Genomic DNA, 26,131 nt, shown 5'->3' on the forward strand with positions numbered 1-26,131 from the left:
GATGAGCTTCGCCTACAAGACATCCGTGATGGCCGTGGCTGTGGCCATCGCACTGACGGCCTGCACGTTCGGCCCGAACGGCGCACCCCCGGCGATGCCTTCGCCTGCGCACTACGGTGCCGAGGCACAGCCGGCGAAGACCGTCACCGCGGGCGGCGTGGCGCAGCAGTTCGATATCGGCGCAGTGGGCGTTCCGCAATGGTGGCAGCTTTACCGGTCGGACGCGCTGAGTGCACTGGTCGAGGAAGGCTTGCGCAACAGCCCCACGCTCGGGGCTGCGCAGCGGACCCTCGCAGCCGCGCAGCAGGAGTTGCGCGCCCAGGTCGGCGCATCGACGCTGCCTTCAATCGATGCCGCCGCACAAGTCGATCGCGGGCGTTCACCGCTTGTGCCCGGCATTGGCCCCAGCGAGGTTCGCTATAACTTTTTTGCCGGACAGGTTCTCGCGTCCTACACCTTTGACCTGTTCGGTGCGACGCGTTCGGCGAACGCGGCCAGCGCCGCTCGCGTAGACGTGCAGGCGTATCAACTGGAGGCGGCGCGGCGCGCGCTCGCGGCAAACATCGTCGGTACGACGATCAGCGTGGCGGCACTCGATCGCCAGATCGCGCTCACCGAACGGCTCGTCGCCGTGGCCAGGACGGTCGCGAACGAGGACCAGCAGCGGTACGCACTCGGGTCAGTTTCCCGTGCGCAGGCGCTCGCATCGACGCAGGATGCGGCTACGGCTGCGGCGAGTCTTCCTGCATTACGCCAGCAGCGCGCCACAGCCATCCATGCGCTCGCGGTGCTGATGGGCCGCACGCCGGACAACGCCCCGGCCGTTCCCGATCTCGACAGCCTGGTGTTGCCCGAACACGTGCCTGTCGAGGTGCCGTCGGTCCTGCTGCGTTCGCGCCCCGACGTTCAGGCAGCCGACGCCGCCCTGAAGGCCGCTGCCGCCGATGTCGGCGCTGCGACCGCGCAGCTCTTTCCGAGCCTGTCACTGACGGGCTCGATGGGCCGCGGCGGCTTTAGCTGGCCGGCGGTGCTCTCAGGCGCGGGCGGACTCTGGGCCATTGGTGCGAGCCTGACGCAACCGATTTTCCATGGCGGCGCGCTGTTCGCGCACCGCAAGGCGTCGATCGACGCTTACGATGCGGCCGTGCTGAACTACAAGTCCACCGTTCTGTCGGCGTTCCAGAATGTCGCGGATTCGCTTGCCGCGCTGGATAACGACGCACAGACACTCGCGTCGACTGAAGCAGCGGCACAGGCAGCGCAGGCGGGATTCGACGATACCGCGTCGCGCTGCCGCATGGGTTCGCTGCCGTCAACGGCGGAGCATGCCAGCGAGCAGCGGTTTCTAAGTGCACAGATCAACTCGATTCGCGCAGCAAGCCAGCGTATGAGCGATACTGCGGCGCTGTTCCAGTCGATGGGCGAACTGCCAGCCGGGCAGCCGGTAGCCGCGTCAAGAGAATGATCGTCCCTCGATGAGTTCGGGATGAGCGGCCCTTGACCGGGTCGCCATCCATCGAGAGTAGCTGTGGTGCCAGGCGCTAGTTAGGCACCCACAACATAAATGAGCCGGCATTTCAGCCGCGTCGAATGACACCAGAAAATTCATCCTGGTCGGTCCGTATGGAGCATCAGAAACTGATTGCCTGCCACGAATGCGATCTGCGATTTCGCAAACCTACGGGAGGGCCTATCTTCTGGGCGAAACCGACGGCGTTCCCAAGACGCCCGAGTGGCAGGAGGGCGAAACCGGCGTGCCCGCCAAGGACGTCCGTGTGCGCGCCGATGGGGGAACAGGAAGGTCCATCTCGCGGTCGGGATGACCGGCGCGGGATTCGGCGGCGCGGGCCGCGGTGTGACCGGAGCGCAATGGGCGCGCTGCATGTCAGGGATGGCGCATAACCTCAGACGCTCGTGCGAGGCCAATCACGGCGGCGTACACATGCGAACACCGGCCATTCGTCAGACATGGTCGGAGCTGAGCCGCCGCAGCCGACTCCTACTCCAACTGCATCGTTCGCTCATAACACGCACATGCGGACAGCGAAAATCTGCGAGACTACAGGCTGGCTCGTGTTTTGCATGTCGACCCCGCGGTTCGGGCAAGTTCACCATGGCAATCCGTCTTCTAAAAGTACTCGTCATACTGCTGGTGTCAGGCGCAGGCTTCTGCCCGGTCGCGGCGCACGCGTACGCGCTTGATGGGCAATTCGACTGCAGGGCGAGTCCACACGCGTTTATCGGGCAGCTCATCAACAACCAGTACATCAACCCGAATCCGATGCACGTTGAGGCGAATTCGGTCAACGCGTTTCGGCCAGCGCAAGGCAGCGACATAACGGCCTTCGGCTTTCGTGTCTACGCCGTGCTTGGGTACGAGCAGGACGACGGGACGTTCAAGAAGGGCCGCGGCAATGCGCTCGCGGGCCCGCTGTACGGCGCTGTGCTGTCCGCTCCCAGCGACGCGGTCGAATCGCGCGTGCGCGATGCTGGCAGCAACGCTACCGTGCGCATGGTGATTCCGTTGTTGCTGACCGCGGTGGTCTGCAGCCCGTCTTGACGCGCGGCGTCCGTACCCTCACGGTGCAAGGCTTCCTGCCTGCCACGCCTCTTCGGCGCCGAAGTCAGGCTGGGAGCCTGCCAATGACCGCCTCTCAAGAGAGCCGAATGGGTACTTCCGACCCATTGAACCCGGCACCCCATCTGCGGCAGCTATTGAACCCCTGAGCTGCCGTTCGCCGAATTGCTTATCCGTGTTTGTCAAGCGGTGTTGATCGGTTCAACGGAGACTTCTGGCGGTCTATTTGGCAGACGAATCGTTGGTGAACCACACCCGCACCATCGCAATGATCGAGGCGGACAACGGGCACAAGCATGAGCCGGCTCGCCAACGCATCCGCGTTGGGGCGTCCCCGCCTGCTCAACGATCGGAACTGGGACGACTATAATTTTTAGTTCAGGGGATCCGCACCTTTGGCAATGAGGCGAAGCTTGGCGCACTTGCACCTGGACTTGCAAAGTCGCTCACCGATTCTGCGCTACGGCTTATCCGTCGTCTGCGTTGGGGCTGCACTTGGGCTGGCGCTCGTGTTCCGGTTTTTCGGAGTCCACGACGTCTACGGGTCCCCTTTTAACTTCGCCATCGGCGTTGTTTGCTGGTACGCAGGGGTAGGACCTTCCGTGCTGGCAGTCGTGCTATCGGTGGCATCCTACGATTATTTTCTTTCTGAGCCGCTGTACACCATCGGTCTCCCAAGCAAAGATTTTCCGCGTTTTTTAGTTTTCACGGCATGGGCCTTGACCTTTGCCGGTTTCGTCGCTGCTCGACGGCGAATCGAAACTGAGCTTCGTCACACCAGCGATCGCCTTCAGGCCGAATTGCAACAGAGTCAGCATAAAGAAAGCGAGATTCACAGGCTCAATCAGGAAGTGACCGCGCGGGCTGAGCAGCTTGAAACGAGTAACAAGGAACTGCAATCCTTCGCCTATTCCGTCTCGCACGATCTACGCGCGCCACTTCGCCATGTGATCGGATACTCCGAGCTACTACAAAAACAGGCGGCTTCTTCGCTCGATGATAAAAGTCGTCGCTACATACAAACGATTGTCGAGGCGGCAAAAAGAATGAATAACCTGATCGACGATTTGCTGGCCTTTTCCAGGGTCGGACAGGTGGAGACCACAAAGACGCCGGTGAGCCTCGATCAGCTCGTCAAGGAGGTCGTTGCGGAGATCGGGCAAGAAACGAGCGGGCGAGACATTGTATGGACAATCAACGCTCTTCCGGTCTGCTACGGGGATCGTCCCATGCTCCGACTGGTTATCGCCAATCTCGTCGCCAATGCGGTCAAATTCACACGCATGCGAACGCGGGCCGAAATCGAGATTGGTTGCGTGGACCCGAATAAAGACGTGGTGGAGGTGTTTGTGAAAGATAATGGTGCAGGCTTTGACATGCGGTATGCGCATAAACTGTTCGGTGTTTTTCAACGTCTGCATCTCCCGGAGCAGTTTGAAGGTACTGGCATCGGACTAGCTATCGTTCAACGCATCATCGTCCGCCACGGAGGCAAGGTCCGTGCAGAGGGGGGGGTGGATCAGGGCGCTACTTTCTATTTCTCAGTGCCTAAGGCACACGGTGCAACGGCAAAGACTGCGAGGACACCATGGACCAACTAGGACGCATTCTGCTCGTCGAGGATGACCCGAGAGACGTCGAACTCACTCTGGCCGCGCTGTCAGACTGTAACTTGGCAAACGAGGTAGTGGTTGCCAGAGACGGACAGCAAGCCTTGGATTACCTCTATTGCAGGGAGGAATTTGTCGATCGCTACGACGAGAACCCGTCAGTCATGTTACTGGATCTTAAACTCCCCAAGGTCGATGGCTTGGAAGTCCTGGACACAGTGAAGTCGGACGAACGTTTGAAGCTCATTCCCGTGGTGGTGCTCACATCGTCGCACGAAGAGAAAGACATGATGCGAAGCTATAAACTCGGGGTAAACGCGTACGTAGTAAAGCCGGTCGACTTTCATGAATTTATAAATGCCATCAAGGAGCTAGGCGTATTCTGGGCACTGATCAATCAGCCACCGCCGGGCAGCATGCGGAAGGGGCAATAATGTCGGGGCTTCGCATTGTGTTGCTGGAAGATAACGCGAATGACGCCGAACTCATTCAAGAGCTCCTTCAAGCCGATCATCTCTGCTGCGAAATCGTTCGCGTGCAATCGCGTGCGGACTTCGAGGCTGCGTTGAAAACCGTTGGAATCGACCTGATTCTCGCGGATTACCAACTTCCGGCGTTCGACGGTCTCTCGGCATTGGAGATCGCTCAAAGCGAACGTCCCGAGGTGCCCTTCATCCTGGTTTCCGGCACGCTTGGCGAAGAACTGGCGGTAGAGGCGCTAAAGAGTGGCGCTACCGATTTTGTTCTGAAGACGCGGCTGTCGAGGCTCGTGCCCGCAGTGCGGCGCGCGCTGCGCGAAGCAAGTGAGCGAGCCGAGCGCAAAAGTGTCGAGCAGGCGCTACGCCGGAGCGAGATGTATCTGGCGGAAGCCCAACGACTGAGCCACACAGGGAGTTTTGGCTGGAACCTATCGAGCGGCGAGATCTATTGGTCAGATGAGACTTATCGAATATTCGAGCTCGACGCCGCGATCAAGCCCACCGTGCAGACCGTCATCGACCGGACGCATCCGGACGATCGTATCCGTCTGCAGCAAATCATTGACCGCGCCGCAAACGAAAGGATTGCATTTACGGCCGAGCATCGTCTGCTGATGGCTGATGGTTCTATCAAGTATGTTCGAGCTGTGGCGCATGGCGTGAGCGGCTCTGATCCGGATCGCTTCCGTTTCGTGGGCGCGGTCATGGATATCACCGAGCGCAAACGCACCGAACAAACACTGCTCGAACGCGAGTCGAAGATCCGGCGCCTCGTGGATGCCAACATCATCGGGATCATCGTCTGGAATTTCGATGGTGAGATTCTCGAGGCCAATGACGCATTTCTGCGCATCGTGGGATACGAGCGTGAAGATATAGGCCCCGGTCGCGTAGGCTGGAGGGATCTGACGCCGCAGGAATGGCTCCCGGGCAGCGAACGGGCCCTGGTGGAGGCCGGGCAGACGGGGCGCGCCCAGCCTTACGAGAAGGAGTACATCAGGAGGGACGGTAGCCGTGTGCCCGTTATGGTCGGTTTGGCCACGTTTGACGCAAGCGGGACGGAAGGTGTTGCATTCGTGCTTGATCTGACCGAGCGCAAGCGCGCCGAAACCGAAGCCCGCGAGAGCGAGCGGCGTTACCGGGAGGTGCAAAGGGAGCTGGCGCACGCGAACCGTGTCGCAACCATGGGACAACTCACGGCCTCGATCGCTCATGAAGTCAACCAGCCGATCGCCGCGACGGTCACCAACGCCCAGGCGGCGCTGCGATGGCTCGCCGGCCAGCCTCCTGAAGTCGAGAAGGCCCGGCAGGCGCTCGGCCGTATCGTCAACGACGCCAATCGGGCGGAAGCCGTAATCGGCCGCATCCATGAACTGATCAGGAAGACGCCGCCACGGAAGGAACCGGTGGACATCAACACGGCGATCCTCGAGGTGATTGAGCTCACCCGCGGCGAAGCGTGGAAGCACGGCGCCTCGGTGCAGACGCATCTCGCGGACCGATTACCGCTAATTGAAGGAGATCGGGTCCAGTTGCAACAAGTCCTCCTTAACTTGCTCATCAACGCGATGGAGGTTATGAGCGGTGTCAGCGATGGCGTGCGGGAATTGCTCATCAGCACGGCAAGAGCCGACTCGGGCTGTGTACTCGTGACGGTGCTCGATTCGGGGCCTGGCTTTGCCGCGGACAGTGACGAGCGCCTTTTCGCTCCTTTCTACACCACGAAGCCGACCGGTTTGGGGATGGGGCTGCCGATCTGCCGTTCGATCGTCGAGGCACACGGCGGCCGATTGTGGGCAAGCGCAAACGTGCCGCGCGGCGCGATCTTTCAATTCACGGTGCCCGCCCATCCAGACGCTTCATCGTAACTGCGAGCAGCACGAGAACTTCCTCGCGCTGCTGTCCGTCCGTTGACCAAGGCAGAGATGCTATGTGGGACTACTCAAGCCAGACCCGTGTAGGGCAACGCTAATTAAGTCCACCGAACCGGTACGTAAAGCGTCAGAGATCGGATCGAACGAGGAAGGCGAAACAGGATGAAGCAGCAGACGCTGGCGATGGCAGCCGATCAAGGAGCGGGTTTCGAGACGCACCGCAAACGCACGCGGCGCGACGAGTTTCTCGACACGATGAACGCGATCGTGCCATGGGCGCAACTGTGCGCGGTGATCGAGCCGCATTATCCGAAGCGCGGCAATGGCCGCCCGCCGATCGGTCTGGAGCGCATGCTGCGGATCCACAGCTTCTCGTAAATTCTTGAGCGCAGCTTTTCGCCCTTTTGGAGAGGCCATCGCGCGATGCCGGTGCGCTTGACCTGACTCCACACTTGCGCATCTGGATTGCTGTTCGTACGTCAACTCTTTCGTCGACTCTGCGTCCGGAACTGAGTAGGCGACATCGAGAGCTCTTTACGGAAAAGCTTCGACAGTCTCTCTCCGTTGCTAAGACCGGTTCTACGAGCGATCTTGTCCACCAGAAGATCGCTGTTGGCGAGCAGCTTGCACGTAAGATCGAGCCGCGCACCAAGAAGGTACTTTGAAGGCGTAACACCGAGCTCCCGTTTGAACAGACGCAGGAAATTGCGCTCACTCATCGAAGACGTGCGCGCCGCATCGCCCACCGATATGGACTTCGCGCAGTTCTGGACGATCCAACGCGCCGACGCACGTGCTTTGTCGGCGAGCGTCCGTGCATCCATCTCTTCGAACGCGGGGGCCAATGTACGCCCGCCATCCGAGCCGAGACGGTCCGCCACGCGCGCGGCCAACTCCGCTCCCAGATCCATCTTGAGCAGTGCGAGCGAGGTCACCAAAGCCTGATCGCGATCATGCTCCGCAGCGCTCGCGGATAACGATCGGAGACTGATATCATGCTTCACCGAAGGCCAATCGCACCGCGCCACGCCGGCAGCCGACAAAACCATGTGCCCATTCCCGATCGCGGTGACACTGACCCCTCTTGCACAAACCAGTCGCAACAGATCAATGAGGTTGTCGTCGACGGAGGCGTGCGCGACACCACTTCCGCTGGGAATGAAGAGGTTGTCGAGACGATCGAAATCGCGCGTGGAAAAATGCTCTGTCCAAACCATCATCGATGACGAGCACGCAACCCCTCCACCGCCAGCCGAGATGAGGTTCACGCGATATGTCACGGAATGATTCGAACTTTGAGATTGTAATTCATTAGCGACATGCAGAGCTTCGGCGAGCGTACTGGCGTCCAGCAACGAAAATCCGTCATACAAAATAATCGCCACGTGCTTCACGATTGTCGAACACTGAACAGACCGAATGTCCTGTCTCGGACAATCAAGCGGTGCTAGCGCGTCAGATAAGATTGGCGTCATGCGGCCTCCGATTCGGCAGGTTTCTATTCGTCACACGGAAAGAAGACAGGATTTCCATGTGTCGTCGGACTTCGATTCTCGCGTTTTCAGATTTATCCTTGCCGTTTTAATCGACAAGGTTTCAGGCGAGAAAAATACGTTGCCGAAGGGCGGTGATGCAAGCCTGGCATCCAGGTCGCGGCGCGCGATAAAAACGACTGTCAGCGGAAAATGCAGCGGCCTTGCCTCAATGTCGAGATGCAAGGTGTCCGCTTCAAAATAGCGGAGGCGTCACTGCAATATGGGCAGCAACCCCGGTAATCAGAAATAAAATAGTAATAACAAGCATCGACTTCCCGTTTCCGGTTTCGTATAACGATATCGGGAGTCTGCGCCTGATGCGAGTCAGCGAGATTTTCATATATCGGTATTCCTGGTTCGAGCGTATTCTTCATATCGTAGATTTCGAAGATAAACTAACGAAAGAATGAGGAGTTGCGCCGCGTAAATATCGTTACATGCCGTAACTTACCGCGTGAAAAAAAATCCCACCAATTACTTTCAGGCTTTATCGGCCGGACAGGGCTAAGTTTTGACTTAATGAAACTACGGCGCGTCCAACTGGCCGCATACCTTGGTGAATTAGTAGGGAAGGTCTGCAAAAGTGCTGGTGTTGACGTCTGGGTGGACAAAAAGCGCTACAAGGCGAAGCCGCTTCAGATCTAGTCCCGGCTAATACATCTGATTGAATCATTCATGCCCATGGCTTCACCGAGTCTCGCGACCGCAACCATACAAATCCGGTCTCCGGCCTCTTCAAGCGTGATGGTCTGTTCTTTGTAGGCCAGTGCGATCGCCTCCACTGCACGCATAAAGAACTCCGACTCCTCATCCGTCCAGTCTACGGGAAGGTCAGCACTAAGCCCTTCTGAATTCATCCCTGCCTCCTTAGAATTCCTTGTGAGGCCCACGAAGCAAGCTGGATCTCGCTCCTTTGCGCTAGCACCGGATCCGGAAGACTGTTAAGTGGGCCTACGTCGTCGCGCGGTCTCCGAGGTCTCGTTTGCCGAGAACTGAGCTGCGAAGCCGTGCCTCAAACTGGAGAAGAATCGTTTCTTGCCGGACAAAGGAAGGCATGTCGAACAAGGAAATCCACCGCTGCCTGAAGCGCTATATCGTCCGGGAGCTGTACCCGCTCATCCTGGCAGATCTGGCCGATTCGACGCGTGTCGCTTGACATAGGAGCGTCAATGCGCCGACCGAGAGTCTGTGGGGTTCGCTGAAAGTAGCACGCATGCATGGACGACACTTCGCCACGCGGCGTTCTGCAATGGATGAGGTGATTGATTGGCTCGGCTTTTACAATGCGCGCCGGTTACACTCGACACTCGACTACGTCAGCCCCATGACATTCGAGAAGAACTGGTTCGCAACTCAGCGAGGCGAAGCCGCGTAATTCCTCCAGCTATGGGATTCGTCAAACGGGGGCAAGGTCATAGTTCCCTTTTCCCGCGAGCGTCCCCGAGTGCATCACTTCACCAACACCTTGATGGCCAATCTCTTGGTCATCTGGAACGTCTTCGGAAAGGTGGTTTCCACTCCCATGACCACTCTGCTGGAAAAACGATCCATGTCCTTGGGACAATGAAATGCCATGCCGTCGAACTCTCGCAGCTGCAAAGGCTTGATTTTCGACTGAAACTGCAGGAACCGATGAGACGCTGGGATGAAGTGCGATGTCAGTGAGCTGCGGGAAAACTGCGGGCGCGTCGTGCGCAAACTGCCGTGAATCGTCTTGGCGTTCCAGAACAGGACGTCGCCCTTTTGCAGGAACGGCGCACGAAACTCAAGCCGATGTTCCGTCAGGATTTTCTTGACCAGTTGCTTGTAGCGATCGTGATTGAACGCCACATCAAAATTCTTCCCGTTCTTCGCCATGTCGATGCGATGACTCTTCGGCACCACGAAGAACCGGCCCGCGCCCGCATCAATGTCCTCGAGGGCGTACCAGCAGGCAGCCATCGTGCCGATGCTCTCGCTGTCGAGGTAATACGTGTCCTGATGGGGCCAGGTTTCCGAGTTGCCCTCGAAATACATGCTCTGAACGAGCGTCCCCTCTTCCGAAAAGAGTTCCCGGTTGACGGACTTAATGGGCGCGCTCGCAAACACACTTACAGCGAGTCGCTTTAGCGGCGCGAAGTCCGCGTCACTCAGTGACTGAAGATTGAGCAACGGATTCATCACGAAGCCGTGCTCGTTGATCCTGTTCTTTTCTGGATTCGCGGTGGCCTGACGGTAGATGTATCCCGGATAGCGCTTGACCGTGTGGTCGAAAGCCCCGCGAATGGAATCGCAGATATCCGGATCGACCACGTTGCGCACAACAACGTAGCCGTTTTCTTCGTAATAGCGCTTGGCGCCGACCAGATCCGTCAATTGGAAGGTAGTCCCGTTCTCGGCCTCAACTTCCGGAATTTCAATTTTAGTGCCAATCGGACTCAGAATTTGATGCATATGCCCTCCAGCATATCAGTTATACGAAATCTCTCCCGCCGACGCTCGGTTTGAGAACAGGTATTTACATTCAGCGACATAGTGCGGCGCTTGAATAATTTGGCATTTGACTTTTACTCTCGTTCTGGGTGATGCATTGGAACCAGCATCGACGCACTGGACAGAGACGGAATTCAAGCAACGAGCCTCAGCGATGCGCGTCTGGACACGCGAATGAGCATGCTTGCGGAACGATTGGCAGTCCAACCCGGCGGATTCCTCGGCGGCAACAGCAATGGAAAACCTGGCGTCAAAACAATCTGACTTGGAGTCAAAGAGGTTCATGTTGCTGTCTAAACACGGCGTGGGTTACGCGTTAAGGGTGATGCCGACATTTATGTATAACTGCATGGCCTAGAAGGCCTGGAAGGCATCACCGATCATACGTGTCATCTCGCTTCGATACTACAAGACCAGATGAACCATTTCCGCCAAATGATTGGCGTAAAACGCTAAAGACGTTAAGGAAACGCTGAACAAAGAAGGATCGTGCAGCGCTGTTCGCACGATGCGGATTCTGTCGCGAACCGCCAGCGGATTTGCCCACTAGCCAGTGCGAATATTCATTTCTGCAGGGCTTTCACCACTGTTTTTGCGCTTTATGCCGCCCCGCAGACGGAGTTCTCCATTGATTGCAACAACGCTTTCTTTGCAATCACCAGATTGCCCAGCGCAAACAAGGTATCGTACTGCGCACCGTTTTAGCCAGGCCCCGGTAGCGAGCCTTCTTGTGGTTGAACAGGTTTGAGCTTGCCCCCGAAAAACGAATCCCTTGCTGAGCAGGTAAACTCAAGCAAGGAGAAGGTTGCGTTGGGAATCGAGAGTGATGGCAACACAGGTCGGACCGTGATTCGCTAAACCTGAATGGCTCCAGGAGCTCCGAGCTCGTGAGAAAAATGAGGTGCGGGTCAGCGGATTCCATAGTGGCCCGCAGCGGAAGAACCAGCTGCAGCAAGGCCGGATATACAGCTGCAACCCATCCTGTCCGTCTACGCACAAGAGAGCTTGCTCAAACGGGAGACGTTCATATACAAACTACTATCGGCAACTTGAAACAACGGTCGCCGAACTCGCATTAACTTAAACCAACCAGCCTCCACGATTCCCGGGGCGGTTCACCGGTGCGCTTGACGTGACTCCCCACTTGCGCATCTGGATTGCTGTTCGTACGTCAACTCTTTCGTCGACTCTGCGTCCGGAACTCAGTAGGCGACATCGAGAGCTCTTTACGGAAAAGCTTCGACAGTCTCTCTCCGTTGCTGAGACCCGTTCTACGAGCGATCTTGTCCACCGGAAGATCGCTGTTGGCGAGCAGCTTGCACGTAAGATCGAGCCGCGCACCAAGAAGGTACTTTGAAGGCGTAACACCGAGCTCCCGTTTGAACAGACGCAGGAAATTGCGCTCACTCATCGAAGACGTGCGCGCCGCATCGCCCACCGATATGGGCTTCGCGCAGTTCTGGACGATCCAACGCGCCGACGCACGTGCTTTCTCGGGGAGCGTCTTTCCATCCATATCTTCGAACGCGGGGGCCAATGTACGCCCGCCATCCGCGCCGAGACGGTCCGCCACGCGCGCGGCCAAGTCCGCTCCCAGATCCATCTTGAGCAGTGCGAGCGAGGTCACCAAAGCCTGATCGCGATCATGCTCCGCAGCGCTCGCGGATAACGATCGGAGACGGATATCATGCTTCATCGAAGGCCAATCGCACCGCGCCACGCCGGCAGCCGACAAAACCATGTGCCCATTCCCGATCGCGGTGACACGGACGCCTCTTGCACAAACCAGTCGCAACAGATCAATGAGGTTGTCGTCGACGGAGGCGTGCGCGACACCACTTCCGCTGGGAATGAAGAGGTTGTCGAGGCGATCGAAATCGCGCGTGGAAAAATGCTCTGTCCAAACCATCATCGATGACGAGCACGCAACCCCTCCACCGCCAGCCGAGATGAGGTTCACGCGATATGTCACGGAATGATTCGAACTTTGAGATTGTAATTCATTGGCAACATGCAGAGCTTCGGCGAGCGTACCGGCGTCCAGCAACGAAAATCCGTCATACAAAATAATCGCGACGTGCTTCACGATTGTCGAACACTGAACAGACCGAATGTCCTGTCTCGGACAATCAAGCGGTGCTAGCGCCTCAGATAAGATCGGCGTCATGCGGCCTCCAGTTCGGCAGGTTTCTATTCGTCACACGGAAAGAAGACAGGATTTCCATGTGTCATCGGACTTCGATTCTCGCGTTTTCAGATTTATCCTTGCCGTTTTAATCGACAAGGTTTCAGGCGAGAAAAATACGTTGCCAAAGGGCGGTGGTGCAAGCCCAGCATCCAGATCGCGGCGCGCGATAAAAACGACTGTCAGCGGAAAATGCAGCGGCCTTGCCTCAATGTCGAAATGCAAGGTGTCCGCTTCAAAATAGCGGAGGCGTCACTGCAATATAGGCAACCCCGATAATCAGAAAGAAAATAGTAATAACTAGCATCGCCTTCCCGTTTCGTGTAGCGATATCGGGAGTCTCCGCCTGATCCGAATCAGCGAGATTTTCATATATCGGTATTCCTGGTTCGAGCGTATTCTTCATATATTAGACTTTGAAGATAAACTAACGAAAGAATGAGGAGTTGCGCCACGTAAATATCGCTACATGCCGTAACTTACCGCGTGAAAAAAAATCCCACCAATTACTTTCAACCTTTATCGGCCGGACGGGGCTAAGTTTTGACTTAATGAAACTACGGCGCGTTCAACTGGCCGCATGCCTTAATGAATTAGTAGGGAAGGTCTGGCGGTTTCAAGGGTGAAGCGCAACGGGGTTAATAAACGCAGGCGGAGGCAGTGAAGCGGCTTCGAGCATGCGTGCGTAGCACGTGGCCTGCTATTCATGCTCTCAGCAATGGCGTCAAGTTCATCCTGGCTGCACACGGACAGATCCGTACCTTTGAGTACGCCACAGCGCGCCTTGCGGGTCCAGTTTGTGCGGCGGGCGAGCCGCCGCCCGACGGCTCGAACTGATGGCCTGCGCGTGAACCGAAGCGTAGCCACGCACAGCACAGGGATTGCGTGCCAGTTCGCGGCTTACGCTCGAAGCCGAGCTGCGGAGCGTTCGGGCCATGGCCCGAACGCTCAACCCCTGCTGTTTCATGCTGGCAATAGTGAGACGTTATTCAGGCTGCAACTGCTGATATATTCGCGAATTCATGTGCGCACCTTAGCAGGTCCAAGGTGTTGCACTTCACAATTGAGGCCGCCTCCGAAAAATCCCGGTGTTGACGTCTGGGTGGACGAAAAGCGCTGCAAGGCGAAGCCGCTTCAGATCTAGTCCCGGCTAATACATCTGATTGAATCATTCATGCCCATGGCATTACCGAGTCTCGTGACCGCAACCATACTGACCTTGCCCCTGTTTCGCGAATCCCATAGCTGAGAGATTTATGCGGCTCGCCCCTGTTGAGCGGCGAACCAGTTTTTCTCGAACGTCATGGGGCTGACGTAATCGAGCGTCGAGTGTAGCCGGCGCGCATTGTAAAAGCCGAGCCAATCAATCACTTCATCCATTGCGGCACGCCGTGTGGCAAAGTGCCGGCCATGCAGGCGTGCAACTTTCAACGAACCCCACAGGCTTTCGGTCGGTGCATTGTCCCAGCAGTCGCCGCGCCGACTCATCGACGAGCGCATGCCGTAGGCCTTCAGCGTGTCCTGGAACAGCCCGCTGCAATACTGGCTACCCCGGTCGCTATGGACGATGACGCCAGCCTCTGGACGGCGCCGGAACCACGCCATACGCAGCGCATCGGTGACCAGTTCCGCTTTCATGTGTGGCTGCATCGACCAGCCCACCACCTGCCTGCTGAACAGGTCAATGATGACCGCCAGATAAACCCAGCCTTCAGCCGTCGCACAGTACGTGATGTCGCTCGTCCAGACCTGGTTCGGCGCCGTTGCTGTGAAGTTACGCTCCAACAAGTTCGGCGCCACCGGCAGGTTGTGATTCGAGTTCGTCGTCGCGATGTACTTGCGCTTGTGTCGGGCACGGATGCCATGCTGCGCCATCAGCTTGCGAACACGCTCCTTGCCCACGCGCACGCCGCGCGCAACGAGCTCTTTCCACATGCGCGGCCAGCCATATTCGCCCTTGACCTGCACGTGAATTGCCTTGATGTGCGCGAGCAGGGCATCGTTGCTGATACGGCATCTGTGCGGCTTATCATCACCGCTGCGCTGCTGACGCTGATGATATCCACTGGGACTGATTCCCAGTACTTCGCACAGCATCGAGACTGGCCAGTGGCGTCGATTCCGGTCAATGAACGCGCACTTCACATCAATTCCTTTGCGAAGTACGCCGCCGCTTTTTTTGTGATGTCGAGCTCCATCTTCAGGCGAGACACTTCCGCCCTCAACCGCGCCAGTTCCATCTGCTCGGGACTGACCGGCTTCGCCCCGGCTCCGACCAGTTTGCCTTCCCTGTCCGCCTTGACCCAGTTGTGAAGGGTCTGCTGCACCACGCCCAGCGTCGCCGACACCGCAGCCAAACTCTGGCCGTTCTTTACCAGTCGGACCGCTTCCAGTTTAAATTCGAGCGTGTACTGCGCCCGCTTTGCCTTGACCGTCATCGTTTCCTCTCCTTGCTTGAGTTTACACACTCAGCAAGGGATTCGTTTTTCGGGGGCAAGCTCATACAAATCCGGTCTCCGGCCTCTTCAAGCGTGATGGTCTGTTCTTTGTAGGCCAGTGCGATCGCCTCCACTGCACGCATAAAGAACTCCGACTCCTCATCCGTCCAGTCTACGGGAAGGTCAGCACTGAGCCCTTCTGAATTCATCCCTGCCTCCTTAGGATACCCTGTGAGGCTCACGAAGCAAGCTGGATCTCGCCCATTTGCGCTAGCACCGGATCCGAAGACTGTTAAGTGGGCCTACGTCGTCGCGCGGTCTCCGAGGTCCCGTTTGCCGAGAACTGAGCTGCGAAGCCGTGCCTCAAACTGGAGAAGAATCGTTTCTTTCGAGAAATTGGATGCGGCGTATTGCCGTCCGAGGGTGCCAAGGCGCTCACGAAGCGACGGGTCGTCGGCGAGACGAAGGATGGCGTGTGACAATGCCGTGAAAGAGCCGGCCTCGACTGCGACGCCGACCGAGTTGATGACGCTCCATAACTCGGTACCTTCATTCGCAGTCGCAATTACCGGTCGGCTGCTCGACAGCATCGGGCCAAGCTTCGAAGGCATGACGAGATCCGCGGCGCCTGCAAGCTGTGGAAGGACGTGTATGTCCGCAAGCGATAGCAATTCATTGAACCGCTCTTTAGGTTGCAGCCCGAGAAACTTGACGTTCGGTACGTCACGGGCCTTTTCGAGCAGAACATCTTTTGCTGGTCCAGCGCCACAGATCAGGAACATGATGTCCGCGCGCCACGTGAGAAGCTTTGCAGCGTCGACAATGATTTCCAGACCTTGCTTAAGTCCGAGATTGCCTGAGTAGAGGACGACCAGCGCTCCGTGGCCGATGGTGAGCTGCGCGCGATAGGGGTTGTCCGTGCTGTTTGGATGCGCGTGTTGAGTATCGACCCAGTTGGGAAAGGTGAAAGCTTTTTCCGAGGAGACCCCCTTCTGCACGGCGAGCCGTGTCATCGCTGCGGAGGGTGTCGAGACGACGTCGGCGCGTGACATCAACCATCTTTCCACGCGCAAAGCCAGCTTTCTTGCGACATGGCCTTTCAGTATGCCCAGTCGAAACGCTGCGTCGACTTCGTAGTCCTGTACATGAAGCCAACATGAGGCGCTGGCGACGCGGGCGGCGAACAACGCGACGGGAGACGCGAACAAAGGTGGCTCTACGAGCCACACGGCGTGCGGACGCCACGCGATCTGCCATAGGGCGGCCGGACTCGCGAAGACCGCGAAGCTCATCAGATGTAGCACGCGCTTCAGACCCGACGGGCGCTTGGGGCACCAGAAGGGAACGCGTATGACGGAAACGTTGTTGATTTGCTCAGTCGAGTACGTCAACGCGTTATAGCCAGCCTTGATGCGCCACTCAGGATAGTATGGAGACGCGGTTATCACGCGTATCGTGTGCCCCTGTAATGCGAGCCACTCCGCAAGCTCCGCGGAGTATTTTCCCACCCCTGTCACCTCTGGGGCATAGTTGAGCGAGATTATCAGCACTTTCATTGAGTAATCCACATCTTGGGAAAAAGAAGATCAAGTCTGCGTTGGGCACGGGAATGTACGACCCATGCGTTCGGACTCTGATGGAGGCTATCGTTCCGTGGCTTGCTCGCAGTCGCATTCGTATTCGCGTTGTGTCAAAGCTGCGCGTTCGCCTTCCTGATTCGAAGATCGCAGATATCCAATTGCCCGGTCGGACAAATGCTTGTCGTGCCTCGCCTAGATGGGCTTCGCCAGCCAGGACATATGATCGCAAGCCGTGTGGGCGCAGGAGGCCTGGTGCCGGTCTCTTTCCACTCGCGGTGGGCGAAAGCCGACAACTTCTTGCCAATTTCCGTCTTGACCGGGGGCATCAGGGGCGCGGCGCTTATATTCCTTTCACGTCGACGAGATTCAAGTTCGCCACATGCGATAGCGTGAACACGCTGTGCTAACCCATCCAGTGCTCGATATACAGCGGCTTTGACGGAGACCTCATACAACCATGCCATGGATACTGACACGGTTATTCTGGCGGACTACGCACAGACCTTACTAAGAAACTGACGTCTTATCGCCGCGGTAACGCTGATCGTCGGTAGAACATTCTCGTCATTCAATTCAAGGCGCGGGCTTGACGAGCATTTAGCGGGAGTTAATCGTGCAAAGCGTTCAGTTGACCGGGACTCCCATCGTACTTTCGAGATTCATATTCGGCACCGCCAGTCTTTTCAACAGTGGCTCCGAAAAAGCGAGACGACGACTATTATTCTCTGCGGTGGACGCCGGGTTCACCCATTTCGACACGGCCCCCTACTATGGCTTTGGCTTGGCCGAGCGCGATCTTGGCAACGTTCTCAAAGCACGACCGGAGGTCACTGTCACCACCAAAGTCGGTATCTATTCGCCCGGCGGCGAGGAGCAAAGCGGGGCCGCTGTTTTTGTTCGCAAGGCGACAGGGCGCTTCATAAAGGCCATCTCGGGTCCAACGGTGGACTTTTCAGTCGCCCGAGCGAAGAGAACACTCGAGGGCAGTTTGCGTCGTCTGAAGCGTGACTCTATCGACATCTACGCGCTGCACGAGCCTGAACTTTCCCTGCTCGATACTGATGAATGGTTGAAATGGCTCGAGAGTCTCCTACGCGACGGAACGGTCCGTACTTTCGGCCTCGCGCTAACTACGGATAAGGTCGAACCGTTCCTCGCTGCCGGCTCCGAACTGACCCGTTTCATTCAGGTCCACGACAGTCTCACCGGTCGGGAGGCTGACGTACTGACCTGCTACCGCAAGCCCTTCCAGATCACTTACGGTTATGTCTCCGCGCCCCGCAAGGAGGGGTCGCCGCTGTCCGTGACAGAGGTTCTGCGTCGGGCACTACTTCGCAATACGAATGGCGCAATCATCGCTAGCACGAAGCAGTTGGCCAGGCTGCAGCAATATGCCCGGCTCGTGGAGGAAACGGCCAATGCTCAATGACCTGGGCGGGCAGGGCGCGATTTCGCGGGCAGCCGATTTCATAGTCATCGGCGCGGGAACCGTCGGCCTACCGATCAGCGTACTACTGGCGCGCAAGACAGGCGCAACCGTCATCTGCCTGGAAACCGGCGGATTGCGCCAGGAAGAGGACACGCATCCGCTCAATGAAGTCGTCCAGCAGGGGATGTTCTACAAGGGTGCCTCGCACGGACGTTTCCGATGCCTGGGCGGTACCTCGATGCGATGGGGCGGTGCCCTCATTCCCTTCCAAAACTCTGATCTCTGCAATGCCCACTGGCCGATCTCACTCGATGAACTAACCCCTTTCATCGGTGACGTCGAGCGGCTATTCTCCCTGGAACCGGGCCTGTATTCCGACGTCTCCTTTCCGTTCGAGTTCGGTGGGACCCATGTCAATCGTTTCGCCAAGTGGCCAGAATTCCCGAAGCGCAATGTAGCGGCGTTGTTGGACGCTGACGTCGCTGCGGCAGCCAACCTTCAGGTCTGGTTGAATGCCCATGTCGTCAAAATCAAAACTCAGACTGAAGGCGTCCGACTGGAAGCGGTATCGCAAAATGGTGACAGGCTAGCTATTTCGGGGAGGAAGCTCATCGTCGCCGCTGGCGCGATCGAAACAACCCGTCTGGCATTGCTAATCGACCGTCAGAACAATGGAGCCGTCTCCGCCCTTACGTCTGCGCTCGGTCATAACTTCGCGGATCATATTTCCGCAGAAGTAGCGGAAATCGACGCCTCCGAGAGCGCTTTGCTAAATAAGATCGTCGGCTTTCGATTCGGCGCCGCCGGTTCAATGCGCAATATTCGTTTCGAGCTAGCGCCACAAGCGGAGGCGCGGCGGCATCTGCCGCCAGGTTTCTGCCACATCGGGTTCGAGGTTGAGAAACCCGGTGGCTTTGATGTGCTACGGGAGATATTCCGGAATGTACGGCGTCGTAAGTCACCGCCGCCACGAGTAATCTTCGATTTGATTGCGAATACCCCCTGGCTTGCGCGCGCCATGTGGTGGAGGCTCGTGAACAAACGTCTACTGTTTCCCGCTCACTCGCGCCTGATTGTCCATGCGGTGGTTGAGCAGCTTCCATCTCCCAACAATCGTATCACTCTCAGCGATACGTGCTGCGACCGCTTCGGCTTGCCACTCGCTGAGATCAACTGGAGGTTGTCCACGGAAGACAAAGAAAACGTAATCGAGACATCGGAACTATTTAAAAAAACTTGGAGAAGAGCAAATTCGCCTCGCTTGGCGTATGGAAATCGATCGAGCCACAGCAAATCTGGGCCAACATCGATAACGCAGAAGGCATCTTCCATCCGACGGGTTCGACTCGCATGGGTGCTTGCCCCGCCGATGGCGTGGTGGACAAAAACCTCAACCTCTTCGGTGTCGCGAATGTCCAGCTGCTTGCCACGTCCGTCTTGCCGACGGGAGGTGGGGCGAATCCGACTATGATGCTCCTGCTGCTGGGGATGCGATGTGTCAATCAGCACGCTGCCGGCAGCACCCCGCCAAAAGCTTGATGCTTTCCGCCAACCGCAGGTATTGAGCCGTGTTGACGCTACGATGGTCAGTTGAGAGAGGAGTCTATGCCTGAAGATGCAATCAACCGGGAAGGCGTTCGTCCGAGCATAATCCTGAAAGGCGTGAATTCGAGACAGGGACCTTCATTTTCGTTGTCGAACAGATTTCTGAGGGTTCTTTGGGGCGTCATCTACATCGTCTTCTTCGTACCGACGCCGCGTGTCTTTCATGCGTGGCGTCGCTGGATTCTGCGACTATTCGGGGCCACTATAGGCGCAGGTGTTCACGTCTATCCGCGTGTGCGCATCTGGGCGCCATGGAATCTTTCGATCGGCGACTTTACAGGCGTTGCCAATGGAGTGAACTTGTATTCCATCGAACGCATCACGTTAGGTGAGCGTTGCACGATATCGCAGGGCGCGCAGCTCTGTACAGGAAGTCACGACTACAACCATCCGACGTTTCAGCTAACGGCAAAGCCGATTATTGTGGGATCGGACGCGTGGGTGTGCTCTGAAGTATTCGTTTGCCCTGGCATTCATATCGCGCCGGGAGCGGTTGTAGGCGCGCGATCAGTGGTAACGCGGAGTCTGCTGGATGAGTGGACTGTGTATGCCGGCATGCCAGCAAGGAAGATTTCTCTTAGAGTCAAGCACGGAGAGCCCAATGAGCAAAGTGTCCGTACTAGTGCTGACGAAGAATGAAGAACAGGATTTGCCTGGTTGTCTTGAGACCGTCATCGGGTGGTCCGACGACATCCACGTATTTGATTCGCTCAGCACAGACGGGACCGTCGCGTACGCTCGCTCGGTATGCGCGAACGTGATCTCCAGACCATTCGACGACTGGTCCACTCACCAGAACTGGGGATTGAAAAACATCCCATTCAAGCACGAATGGGTGCTGTATCTGGATGCCGACGAGCGCGTTCCCCCATTGCTCGTACCGGAGATTGAAACGGCGGTCTCGAACGCCGGCGATGCGGTGGCGTTTCAGATTAGACGCCGCGACTTCTTCAATGACAGGTGGCTCAGGCACGTGCAGGGTTCACCGTACTTCGTTCGGCTTTTCAGACCCCAGCATATCCACTATGAACGGCTCGTCAATCCCGTCACCGTGGTGGATGGCAAGACTGGCCGGCTCGACGGCTATCTCGATCACTTCCCTTTCAGCAAGGGGCTATCGCACTGGCTTTCACGGCATAACGCCTACAGTTCGCTGGAGGCAGATCAGTTCCTTCGCAATAAGGCGAACGGCAACAAGTTCAGCCTTTCCCAGGCGCTGTTTGCGGCCGATTTCCAGACTCGCCGCTATCATAAAAAGCGCCTGTTCTACCAACTTCCATGCCGCCCGGTGATCAAGTTCGTTCTACTTTACTTCGTTCGTCGAGGCTTCCTCGACGGGCACCCGGGCTTGGTGTATGCGACGCTGCAGTCGGTCTATGAGTACTTCATCGTTCTGAAAGTCAGGGAGAAGATGAGGGCGGCGAGAACGCAAGTCGATCGGCCTACGTTAAGCGAAGAATTGAAGAGTTGAACCGCGCCTACGCGTTACGATGAATGTCAGTGTCAGCCGGAGATCCCGCCTTGAGAACCCTTCACATTATCTCGTCAATCGAGCGAAGATATGGTGGCCCTGCTGAGGCGCTCAAACGGCTCGCGACGGAGCTCAGGCTTTCCGGACACACTATCGACATTGTCTGTCTTGACTCATCTATTGATGCTGACAAATCGGACGACAATGCTTTCGATCTGGTTGTCAGGCTAGGCCACCACGCCGGCAAATACGCGCTCAACTTCAGGCTTGTTGGGTGGCTGACACAGCATGCGAACCAGTACGATGCAATTATCGTAGACGGCATATGGCAGTTCCACAGCGCGGCGGCCGTTCTCTCGCTTCTTCCGAAAAAGATCCCATATTTCGTGATGCCGCACGGCATGCTCGATCCATGGTTCAACATCGGCCGCCCGTTGAAACATGCCAAGAAGCTAGTCTATTGGATTTTTGTGGAGCGTCATGTCATCAGCAATGCGAAGGGGGTTCTCTTCACCACCGACAGTGAGCGCGAACTGGCGCGCTTGGCGTTTCCGCTGTACAGGGCGAAGGAGCTGATGATGATGATTGGCACGGCACCGCCACCTTCGACGGAAACGTTGGACGTTGCGCAGCGGCATTCGCTAGCGACGCCGGGCAAGATCATCCTCTTTCTCGGGCGAATTCACGAGAAGAAGGGCTGCGACTTGCTAATCCAGTCGTTTCACGATATCCAGAACTTGAGCACCGACTATCGCCTCGTCGTCGCAGGCCCCGATGATCATGGACTCGGGGCGAGATTGCGTCGCGAGGCCGTGCGGCTCGGCATCGCGGATCGTGTTAGCTGGCCTGGCATGGTAACGGGGGCGCACAAGTGGTCCCTGCTGCGCGCTGCCGACGTCATGGTTTTGCCCTCGCATCAGGAAAACTTCGGCGTGGTGGTGGCCGAAGCACTAGCGTGCGGCGTGCCGGTTCTCTTGACCGACAAGGTCGGAATCTGGCAAGAGGTCGTTGCCGATGGAGCCGGGTTCGTGGACGACGACACGCGAGAGGGTATCACCCGCCTTCTGACGCAATGGGCAATGCTGCCGGACGACGAGAAGGTTGCGATGCGATGTTCGGCAAAGCAGTGTTTCAACAATCGGTTTCATATCTCCGGAGTCGCGCAGAACTATATCGCGTTGATGAGCAAGCAGGTAGCGTAAGCATTTCTGCTTTAACACACGCGTGCAGGATGGCTGTCGCAGGAAGTTGAGTTCGTCAGCGCGATTTTACGCTCAACCGTTGCTGCCCCTTCCAGGACATCTCATTCGCGGAAGAGCAGCGTCAGAGGATCACACGCTCCAATGCCGCTTGCAGATAATTTTTTCGTGCGCGCACCGGTTTCCATCCTGCGGCTCTGTTTTCGTCGCTTGCCGTTTGGTATCGGTGCCTCGGAAGGGCGCGACAGGGATCGCTATGTGCGCGCCGCGCGTTCCGCTGCATGCAATGCGGTGAGTGCCGCGATGGGCTTTGCGGTAGTGCTGCTCTCGGTCTCTTTAACGCTTCCGTATCTCGGGCAAGAGCGCTTTGGCATCTGGATGACAATATCAAGCCTCGCAGTGATGTTGTCGGTGCTTGACTTTGGCGTGGCGAATGGCCTCGTCAACCTGGTTGCGGACGCGAAAACGAGCGACGATCAAGAGAAACTGCAGTCGATTGTGACTCGCGGCGTACTGCTGCTCGTGGTGATCGGCGCAGCCGCTGGGGCTGTGCTCGTTGGTGCCGTGAGGTTGCTGGACTTCCAAAGGCTGCTCAAGATCGAATCGGCCGACGTCGCAAGAGAAGCGGTGGAGTCAACCGTGGTTTTCATCACGCTGTTTTGCGTGAACATCCCACTAAGCGGCGTGAGAAAAGGTTTTTCATGGTCTTCAGCGAGCATGGGAGCCACATATCACTGCTGCGATCGGATACTTTTTCTCGCTACCGCTTCTTTATCTCTGCAACCGCTATCGCGCATCGTTGCCGTATCTCGTGCTTTCTACCTATGGCATGCAGGTCGCCATGACGTTGATTCTGGTTTGGCGTCTTCGACGTGAGCGGATTTTTCGAGTTCATCGCGGCATATGGGCGGGAACGGGGTGGCAAGACTCGAGGCTGCTACTGCGGATGAGCGGCATGTTCCTGATTCTTCAACTTGGCATGATATGCGGCAGCGCATGCGATCCCCTGATCGTTTCAAACATTCTCGGCGCGAAGGAGGTGGCGAGACTGGCCGTTGCGCAGCGGTTGTTCCAGGCGATCACCGTCGGGATGGCCATGCTGTCGGGGCCGCTCTGGGGTCTCTATGCCGACGCACACGCGCGCGGTGAGAAGGTGTTCATCAGGCACACGCTGAAGGTGTCCATGGGCGTCACGGGCGGCATCGCGGTGCTGACAAGCGCGCTGATTCTGGCAGCTTCCCCCTGGCTTCTGAAGGTTTGGACGGGCAATCACCTGGTTGTACCTTTCTCATTGCTGTGCGCGGCGGGGATGCTGGCGGTGGTTGAAGCAATGGGAAACGCTTTCACCATCTTTCTGAATGGAATGAGCGAATTGCGCCCCCAGTTGCTTGCCGTGCTGATCTTTAGCACGGTATCCATTCCGCTCAAGGTATGTCTGCTTTTGAAGTTCGGCACAGTGGAATGGGTGGTCTGGTCGTCCATCATTGCGAGCATCATCGCCGAATATGGCGTCTATATCGGCCTCTGCAGGAAGCAGATTCTTGCGCACGCGTCGCTGGGTCCGCTTTCGTGACTCTCGCGCCCACCTTCTGAACGTATGGCCGACTTCCAGGAAAAGTTGCGGTTGGCGGGGAACGCGCTCAAAAACAGACGTGGAGCCTTGAGGAGAATCATGGCCGCCTGCTTCGGCCTGTCTGGCGCATCTGCACAAGCGGCGCAACGGCAGGCATCGGGACTGCAGCCGTCTCACGCGCAGAGCGGTTCGACCTCGATGCAGCCCGTGAGCGACTTGTCGCCCGACGACAGGCTGATAGTCACCAGGTCTTCGCTCGCATACACCGAAATCCGACACCTCGCTGAATTTGTGCTTGCGCAAGGTCCGATTCAGGGCTACGCCAGCTTGCGTGACTACGGCGGACCGCTTACGAGACTGCTCGTTTTTCAGCACGCTGCGGGCGAACGCGATTTGGATGCTGCATATTTTTGGCTCGATCCTACCGACGTCTTGAGCCGGGACAATGGTGGCACAGTGCTGGTTTCGAAGAGCGGAAAGCGTTGGAAGCGCGTATTCGAGGGCGACATCCATGCCCGATGGTTCGGTGCACGCGGTGACGGCACGACGGATGACGGTGACGCGATCAATCGCGCCGTCGCATTCGCAGGATCGCTCTATGCATCGACGGGCCGGACTCAGTGCGTTGTGCTTGATAACGGCACGTTCTACCTTGCAGCCGTGCGCGGAACGCTGGCCATCCCTTGTCACGACGATGGCACGGTTAAGCAGGGAAAAGGCAGGAGACTCCCGTCTGAGCCTCCCATGCGACAGCCCTATTGCGTAGGCGTATGGCCGGGGGTCAAACTATATGGGCATAACGCCGTGGTGAAGGGCAACTATCGCTACGGCATGGCGGACGCGTCGCAGCCAGTCACTTTCGGCTTGCTCGATCAATTCGACACGGCGATGGATGCAGGGCTCGAGAATCTGACATGCGTGGATTGCTTCATGGCTTTTGGTGCCCTGTCCGCGACGCTCGCAGGCTGCATCTTTGACAGACTTCACTTTGTCGGCTGCGGGGTGGGTATCTATGCGGCTGTGCTGGAACAGTGCACGTTCAGCAATATCGAGGCGCTGCGCACGGGCGTCCCTGTTCTTGTCGGAGGGCAATGGGTCGATCGCAACGACGACTACAACGAACGAGGCGGCTTCGCGGACAAGTGCACCATCATCAACGTACGTAACATCTATGACCGCGTCTATGGCGACGATGAGCGCAAGATCGATCAATGGTTCGATGCCACGTTCTTCAAGTCAATCAACAGCGAGCGCAGACTCAGCGCGCGGACTAATGCCGCGTCACCGGCGAGGGCGTATCCCTATCGGGGCATTTGCGGATTCTGCATACGCGTCATGGCGCGCTATGCGCGCCCTTCGAATAGCAATGTCTTCATGCAAATAACGCACGCTTACTCGCCGCGTCCAGCGGTGCTGGTTGATGCATGCCAATCGGCTGTCTTCAACGGCGTTTATATGGAACGCGTCGGCTATCGCGACCATCGCAAGCGAACCGGTGCCGTTGGCGCCGGATGGGACGATCCTTACCTTGGTCATGGCGTCCTCGTCCCGGCGTTCATAGGAGAACTCGACGTCTCCTCCTGCGTTTCCGGTGTCAACATCCAGCAGTCCTTCGGCGTTTCGGTCGTTCGATCTGACGGCCCTGTCGGATCCGTCCAGTCATCGGACTGTGTTTTCAAAGAACCGCAGCCTCGCTACACCCTGCCTGCCACCACTTTCACCGACGATGTGACGATACGCAGTGGAGCGCTTCGTGCATTGGAGGATGTCAGGCATCGGATCGGTGGATTGGGCCTCTACACCGTGCATTTCGATGGCGGCAGTTTCGACACTGAGATTTCCTGCCCGAAGGACGAAGAAGGGCATGCAGTCATGGTGCTGGTGTCACGCGATGCGAACCGCGTAGAGAGCGCGTCGTCCGGTCTCTATCTGCTGCAGCTTTCGCGTAATAGTACGAGCGCTCCGGTTGGAACGCTCGTGTCGGGAAGCGATGTCCTGCGTTTTGCTGTAAGTCCGCGGAACATGCTGGAACTACGAGCTACTGTCCACGGCGCACACCACGTCGTGATGATCGGCAACCGGCCGTTCGAGACTTAGGACCGA

General features: G+C 57.4%; 24 protein-coding genes and 6 pseudogenes. 17 read left to right on the top strand and 13 right to left on the bottom strand.

Annotated elements, in window-relative coordinates; all coding sequences use genetic code 11:
- Position 1 precedes the first annotated feature (1 nt).
- From OKW41_RS08180 to OKW41_RS08210, 7 genes and pseudogenes are all read left to right on the top strand, one after another.
- Entirely contained in the window at positions 2-1,465 is a 1,464-nt protein-coding gene (locus tag OKW41_RS08180) for an efflux transporter outer membrane subunit (RefSeq protein WP_429573365.1), read from the top strand.
- Between the two features lie 220 nt (positions 1,466-1,685).
- A pseudogene (locus tag OKW41_RS08185) lies at positions 1,686-1,885 on the top strand (hypothetical protein); the annotation flags it as partial.
- 228 nt (positions 1,886-2,113) lie between these two features.
- Positions 2,114-2,560: a hypothetical protein gene (locus OKW41_RS08190; protein WP_429573366.1), complete on the top strand. Its 447-nt coding sequence runs from the start codon at positions 2,114-2,116 to the stop codon at positions 2,558-2,560.
- A gap of 431 nt (positions 2,561-2,991) precedes the next feature.
- Entirely contained in the window at positions 2,992-4,179 is a 1,188-nt protein-coding gene (locus OKW41_RS08195) for an ATP-binding protein (RefSeq protein ID WP_429572134.1), read from the top strand.
- Positions 4,167-4,622: a response regulator gene (locus OKW41_RS08200; RefSeq protein ID WP_429572135.1), complete on the top strand. Its 456-nt coding sequence runs from the start codon at positions 4,167-4,169 to the stop codon at positions 4,620-4,622. Before OKW41_RS08195 ends, OKW41_RS08200 begins: the two co-directional genes overlap by 13 nt.
- Positions 4,622-6,535, top strand: a complete 1,914-nt coding sequence (locus OKW41_RS08205; RefSeq protein WP_429572136.1) for a PAS domain S-box protein — start codon at positions 4,622-4,624, stop codon at positions 6,533-6,535. Before OKW41_RS08200 ends, OKW41_RS08205 begins: the two co-directional genes overlap by 1 nt.
- A 168-nt stretch (positions 6,536-6,703) precedes the next feature.
- Positions 6,704-6,907 (top strand): annotated as a pseudogene (locus OKW41_RS08210) (IS5/IS1182 family transposase); the annotation flags it as partial.
- A gap of 113 nt (positions 6,908-7,020) precedes the next feature.
- Here the strand turns inward: OKW41_RS08210 and OKW41_RS08215 are convergent.
- From OKW41_RS08215 to OKW41_RS08225, 3 genes are all read right to left on the bottom strand, one after another.
- A complete protein-coding gene (locus OKW41_RS08215; protein ID WP_429572137.1) occupies positions 7,021-7,926 on the bottom strand; it encodes a GlxA family transcriptional regulator in 906 nt (301 codons plus the stop codon).
- 120 nt (positions 7,927-8,046) lie between these two features.
- Positions 8,047-8,259 carry a hypothetical protein gene (locus tag OKW41_RS08220; RefSeq protein WP_429446127.1) on the bottom strand — a complete coding sequence of 71 codons (213 nt, stop codon included), beginning with the start codon at positions 8,257-8,259 and terminating at the stop codon, positions 8,047-8,049.
- Between the two features lie 458 nt (positions 8,260-8,717).
- The gene (locus OKW41_RS08225) at positions 8,718-8,933 is read right to left on the bottom strand and encodes a hypothetical protein (RefSeq protein WP_018424979.1); all 216 of its coding nucleotides are present in this window, start codon (positions 8,931-8,933) and stop codon (positions 8,718-8,720) included.
- Between the two features lie 164 nt (positions 8,934-9,097).
- Here OKW41_RS08225 and OKW41_RS08230 point away from each other — a divergent pair.
- Both OKW41_RS08230 and OKW41_RS08235 read left to right on the top strand, forming a co-directional pair.
- Positions 9,098-9,232, top strand: a pseudogene (locus OKW41_RS08230) (IS110 family transposase); the annotation flags it as partial.
- A 12-nt stretch (positions 9,233-9,244) separates the two neighbouring features.
- Positions 9,245-9,451, top strand: a pseudogene (locus OKW41_RS08235) (IS3 family transposase); the annotation flags it as partial.
- 74 nt (positions 9,452-9,525) lie between these two features.
- Here the strand turns inward: OKW41_RS08235 and OKW41_RS08240 are convergent.
- The 10 genes and pseudogenes from OKW41_RS08240 to OKW41_RS08285 all read right to left on the bottom strand — a co-directional run bounded on the left by OKW41_RS08240 (position 9,526) and on the right by OKW41_RS08285 (position 16,727).
- A complete protein-coding gene (locus OKW41_RS08240) occupies positions 9,526-10,509 on the bottom strand; it encodes a phytanoyl-CoA dioxygenase family protein (protein ID WP_018424982.1) in 984 nt (327 codons plus the stop codon).
- Between the two features lie 638 nt (positions 10,510-11,147).
- Positions 11,148-11,293, bottom strand: a pseudogene (locus OKW41_RS08245) (IS5/IS1182 family transposase); the annotation flags it as partial.
- A gap of 426 nt (positions 11,294-11,719) precedes the next feature.
- Positions 11,720-12,715, bottom strand: a complete 996-nt coding sequence (locus OKW41_RS08250; protein WP_429572138.1) for a GlxA family transcriptional regulator — start codon at positions 12,713-12,715, stop codon at positions 11,720-11,722.
- 30 nt (positions 12,716-12,745) lie between these two features.
- On the bottom strand, positions 12,746-12,958 hold the full coding sequence (locus OKW41_RS08255) for a hypothetical protein (RefSeq protein WP_429572139.1): 213 nt from the start codon (positions 12,956-12,958) through the stop codon (positions 12,746-12,748).
- Between the two features lie 10 nt (positions 12,959-12,968).
- Positions 12,969-13,139, bottom strand: a complete 171-nt coding sequence (locus OKW41_RS08260) for a hypothetical protein (RefSeq protein WP_429572140.1) — start codon at positions 13,137-13,139, stop codon at positions 12,969-12,971.
- Positions 13,140-13,318: 179 nt separating this feature from the next.
- A pseudogene (locus OKW41_RS08265) lies at positions 13,319-13,498 on the bottom strand (hypothetical protein); the annotation flags it as partial.
- Entirely contained in the window at positions 13,464-13,709 is a 246-nt protein-coding gene (locus OKW41_RS08270) for a helix-turn-helix domain-containing protein (protein ID WP_429573367.1), read from the bottom strand. The pseudogene OKW41_RS08265 and the gene OKW41_RS08270, both read right to left, overlap by 35 nt.
- Positions 13,710-13,987: 278 nt before the next feature.
- Positions 13,988-15,171, bottom strand: a protein-coding gene (locus OKW41_RS08275; protein ID WP_429572141.1) for an IS3 family transposase whose coding sequence is annotated in 2 segments (ribosomal slippage) — positions 13,988-14,916 and positions 14,916-15,171 — 1,185 coding nt in all. Because the reading frame shifts where the segments join, the coding sequence is not laid out codon by codon here.
- Positions 15,168-15,380, bottom strand: a complete 213-nt coding sequence (locus OKW41_RS08280; RefSeq protein WP_429572142.1) for a hypothetical protein — start codon at positions 15,378-15,380, stop codon at positions 15,168-15,170. Before OKW41_RS08280 ends, OKW41_RS08275 begins: the two co-directional genes overlap by 4 nt.
- Positions 15,381-15,473: 93 nt before the next feature.
- The gene (locus OKW41_RS08285; RefSeq protein WP_429572143.1) at positions 15,474-16,727 is read right to left on the bottom strand and encodes a glycosyltransferase WbuB; all 1,254 of its coding nucleotides are present in this window, start codon (positions 16,725-16,727) and stop codon (positions 15,474-15,476) included.
- A 637-nt stretch (positions 16,728-17,364) separates the two neighbouring features.
- Here OKW41_RS08285 and OKW41_RS08290 point away from each other — a divergent pair.
- The 8 genes from OKW41_RS08290 (at position 17,365) to OKW41_RS08325 (ending at position 26,125) form a co-directional block, all read left to right on the top strand.
- Positions 17,365-18,180, top strand: coding sequence for an aldo/keto reductase (locus tag OKW41_RS08290; protein WP_429572144.1), 816 nt, complete (start codon positions 17,365-17,367; stop codon positions 18,178-18,180).
- A gap of 1,350 nt (positions 18,181-19,530) precedes the next feature.
- Positions 19,531-19,719, top strand: a complete 189-nt coding sequence (locus OKW41_RS08295) for a GMC oxidoreductase (protein ID WP_429292478.1) — start codon at positions 19,531-19,533, stop codon at positions 19,717-19,719.
- Between the two features lie 66 nt (positions 19,720-19,785).
- Positions 19,786-20,424 (top strand): putative colanic acid biosynthesis acetyltransferase, encoded by a 639-nt coding sequence (locus OKW41_RS08300; protein ID WP_429572145.1) that lies wholly within the window; start codon positions 19,786-19,788, stop codon positions 20,422-20,424.
- Positions 20,387-21,256, top strand: a complete 870-nt coding sequence (locus OKW41_RS08305) for a glycosyltransferase family 2 protein (RefSeq protein WP_429446146.1) — start codon at positions 20,387-20,389, stop codon at positions 21,254-21,256. Before OKW41_RS08300 ends, OKW41_RS08305 begins: the two co-directional genes overlap by 38 nt.
- 50 nt (positions 21,257-21,306) lie before the next feature.
- The gene (locus OKW41_RS08310) at positions 21,307-22,458 is read left to right on the top strand and encodes a glycosyltransferase (RefSeq protein ID WP_429446149.1); all 1,152 of its coding nucleotides are present in this window, start codon (positions 21,307-21,309) and stop codon (positions 22,456-22,458) included.
- A gap of 141 nt (positions 22,459-22,599) precedes the next feature.
- A complete protein-coding gene (locus OKW41_RS08315) occupies positions 22,600-23,331 on the top strand; it encodes a hypothetical protein (protein WP_429572146.1) in 732 nt (243 codons plus the stop codon).
- 79 nt (positions 23,332-23,410) lie between these two features.
- Entirely contained in the window at positions 23,411-24,028 is a 618-nt protein-coding gene (locus OKW41_RS08320) for an MATE family efflux transporter (RefSeq protein WP_429572147.1), read from the top strand.
- A 99-nt stretch (positions 24,029-24,127) separates the two neighbouring features.
- Positions 24,128-26,125 (top strand): hypothetical protein, encoded by a 1,998-nt coding sequence (locus OKW41_RS08325; protein ID WP_429572148.1) that lies wholly within the window; start codon positions 24,128-24,130, stop codon positions 26,123-26,125.
- Positions 26,126-26,131 lie beyond the last annotated feature (6 nt).

The sequence above is a fragment of the Paraburkholderia sp. UCT70 genome, assembly GCF_050434085.1.
In the GTDB taxonomy this organism is placed as follows: Bacteria; Pseudomonadota; Gammaproteobacteria; order Burkholderiales; family Burkholderiaceae; genus Paraburkholderia; species Paraburkholderia tuberum.

Coding starts and splice junctions, on each gene's coding strand:
- OKW41_RS08180 (WP_429573365.1), top strand. CDS start 2: ATGAGCTTCGCCTACAAGACATCCGTGATGGCCGTGGCTGTGGCCATC.
- OKW41_RS08190 (WP_429573366.1), top strand. CDS start 2,114: ATGGCAATCCGTCTTCTAAAAGTACTCGTCATACTGCTGGTGTCAGGC.
- OKW41_RS08200 (WP_429572135.1), top strand. CDS start 4,167: ATGGACCAACTAGGACGCATTCTGCTCGTCGAGGATGACCCGAGAGAC.
- OKW41_RS08205 (WP_429572136.1), top strand. CDS start 4,622: ATGTCGGGGCTTCGCATTGTGTTGCTGGAAGATAACGCGAATGACGCC.
- OKW41_RS08225 (WP_018424979.1), bottom strand. CDS start 8,933: ATGAATTCAGAAGGGCTTAGTGCTGACCTTCCCGTAGACTGGACGGAT.
- OKW41_RS08240 (WP_018424982.1), bottom strand. CDS start 10,509: ATGCATCAAATTCTGAGTCCGATTGGCACTAAAATTGAAATTCCGGAA.
- OKW41_RS08250 (WP_429572138.1), bottom strand. CDS start 12,715: ATGACGCCGATCTTATCTGAGGCGCTAGCACCGCTTGATTGTCCGAGA.
- OKW41_RS08260 (WP_429572140.1), bottom strand. CDS start 13,139: ATGAAGAATACGCTCGAACCAGGAATACCGATATATGAAAATCTCGCT.
- OKW41_RS08280 (WP_429572142.1), bottom strand. CDS start 15,380: ATGAATTCAGAAGGGCTCAGTGCTGACCTTCCCGTAGACTGGACGGAT.
- OKW41_RS08285 (WP_429572143.1), bottom strand. CDS start 16,727: ATGAAAGTGCTGATAATCTCGCTCAACTATGCCCCAGAGGTGACAGGG.
- OKW41_RS08295 (WP_429292478.1), top strand. CDS start 19,531: ATGGGTGCTTGCCCCGCCGATGGCGTGGTGGACAAAAACCTCAACCTC.
- OKW41_RS08300 (WP_429572145.1), top strand. CDS start 19,786: ATGCCTGAAGATGCAATCAACCGGGAAGGCGTTCGTCCGAGCATAATC.
- OKW41_RS08305 (WP_429446146.1), top strand. CDS start 20,387: ATGAGCAAAGTGTCCGTACTAGTGCTGACGAAGAATGAAGAACAGGAT.
- OKW41_RS08315 (WP_429572146.1), top strand. CDS start 22,600: ATGCCGCTTGCAGATAATTTTTTCGTGCGCGCACCGGTTTCCATCCTG.
- OKW41_RS08320 (WP_429572147.1), top strand. CDS start 23,411: ATGTTCCTGATTCTTCAACTTGGCATGATATGCGGCAGCGCATGCGAT.
- OKW41_RS08325 (WP_429572148.1), top strand. CDS start 24,128: ATGGCCGCCTGCTTCGGCCTGTCTGGCGCATCTGCACAAGCGGCGCAA.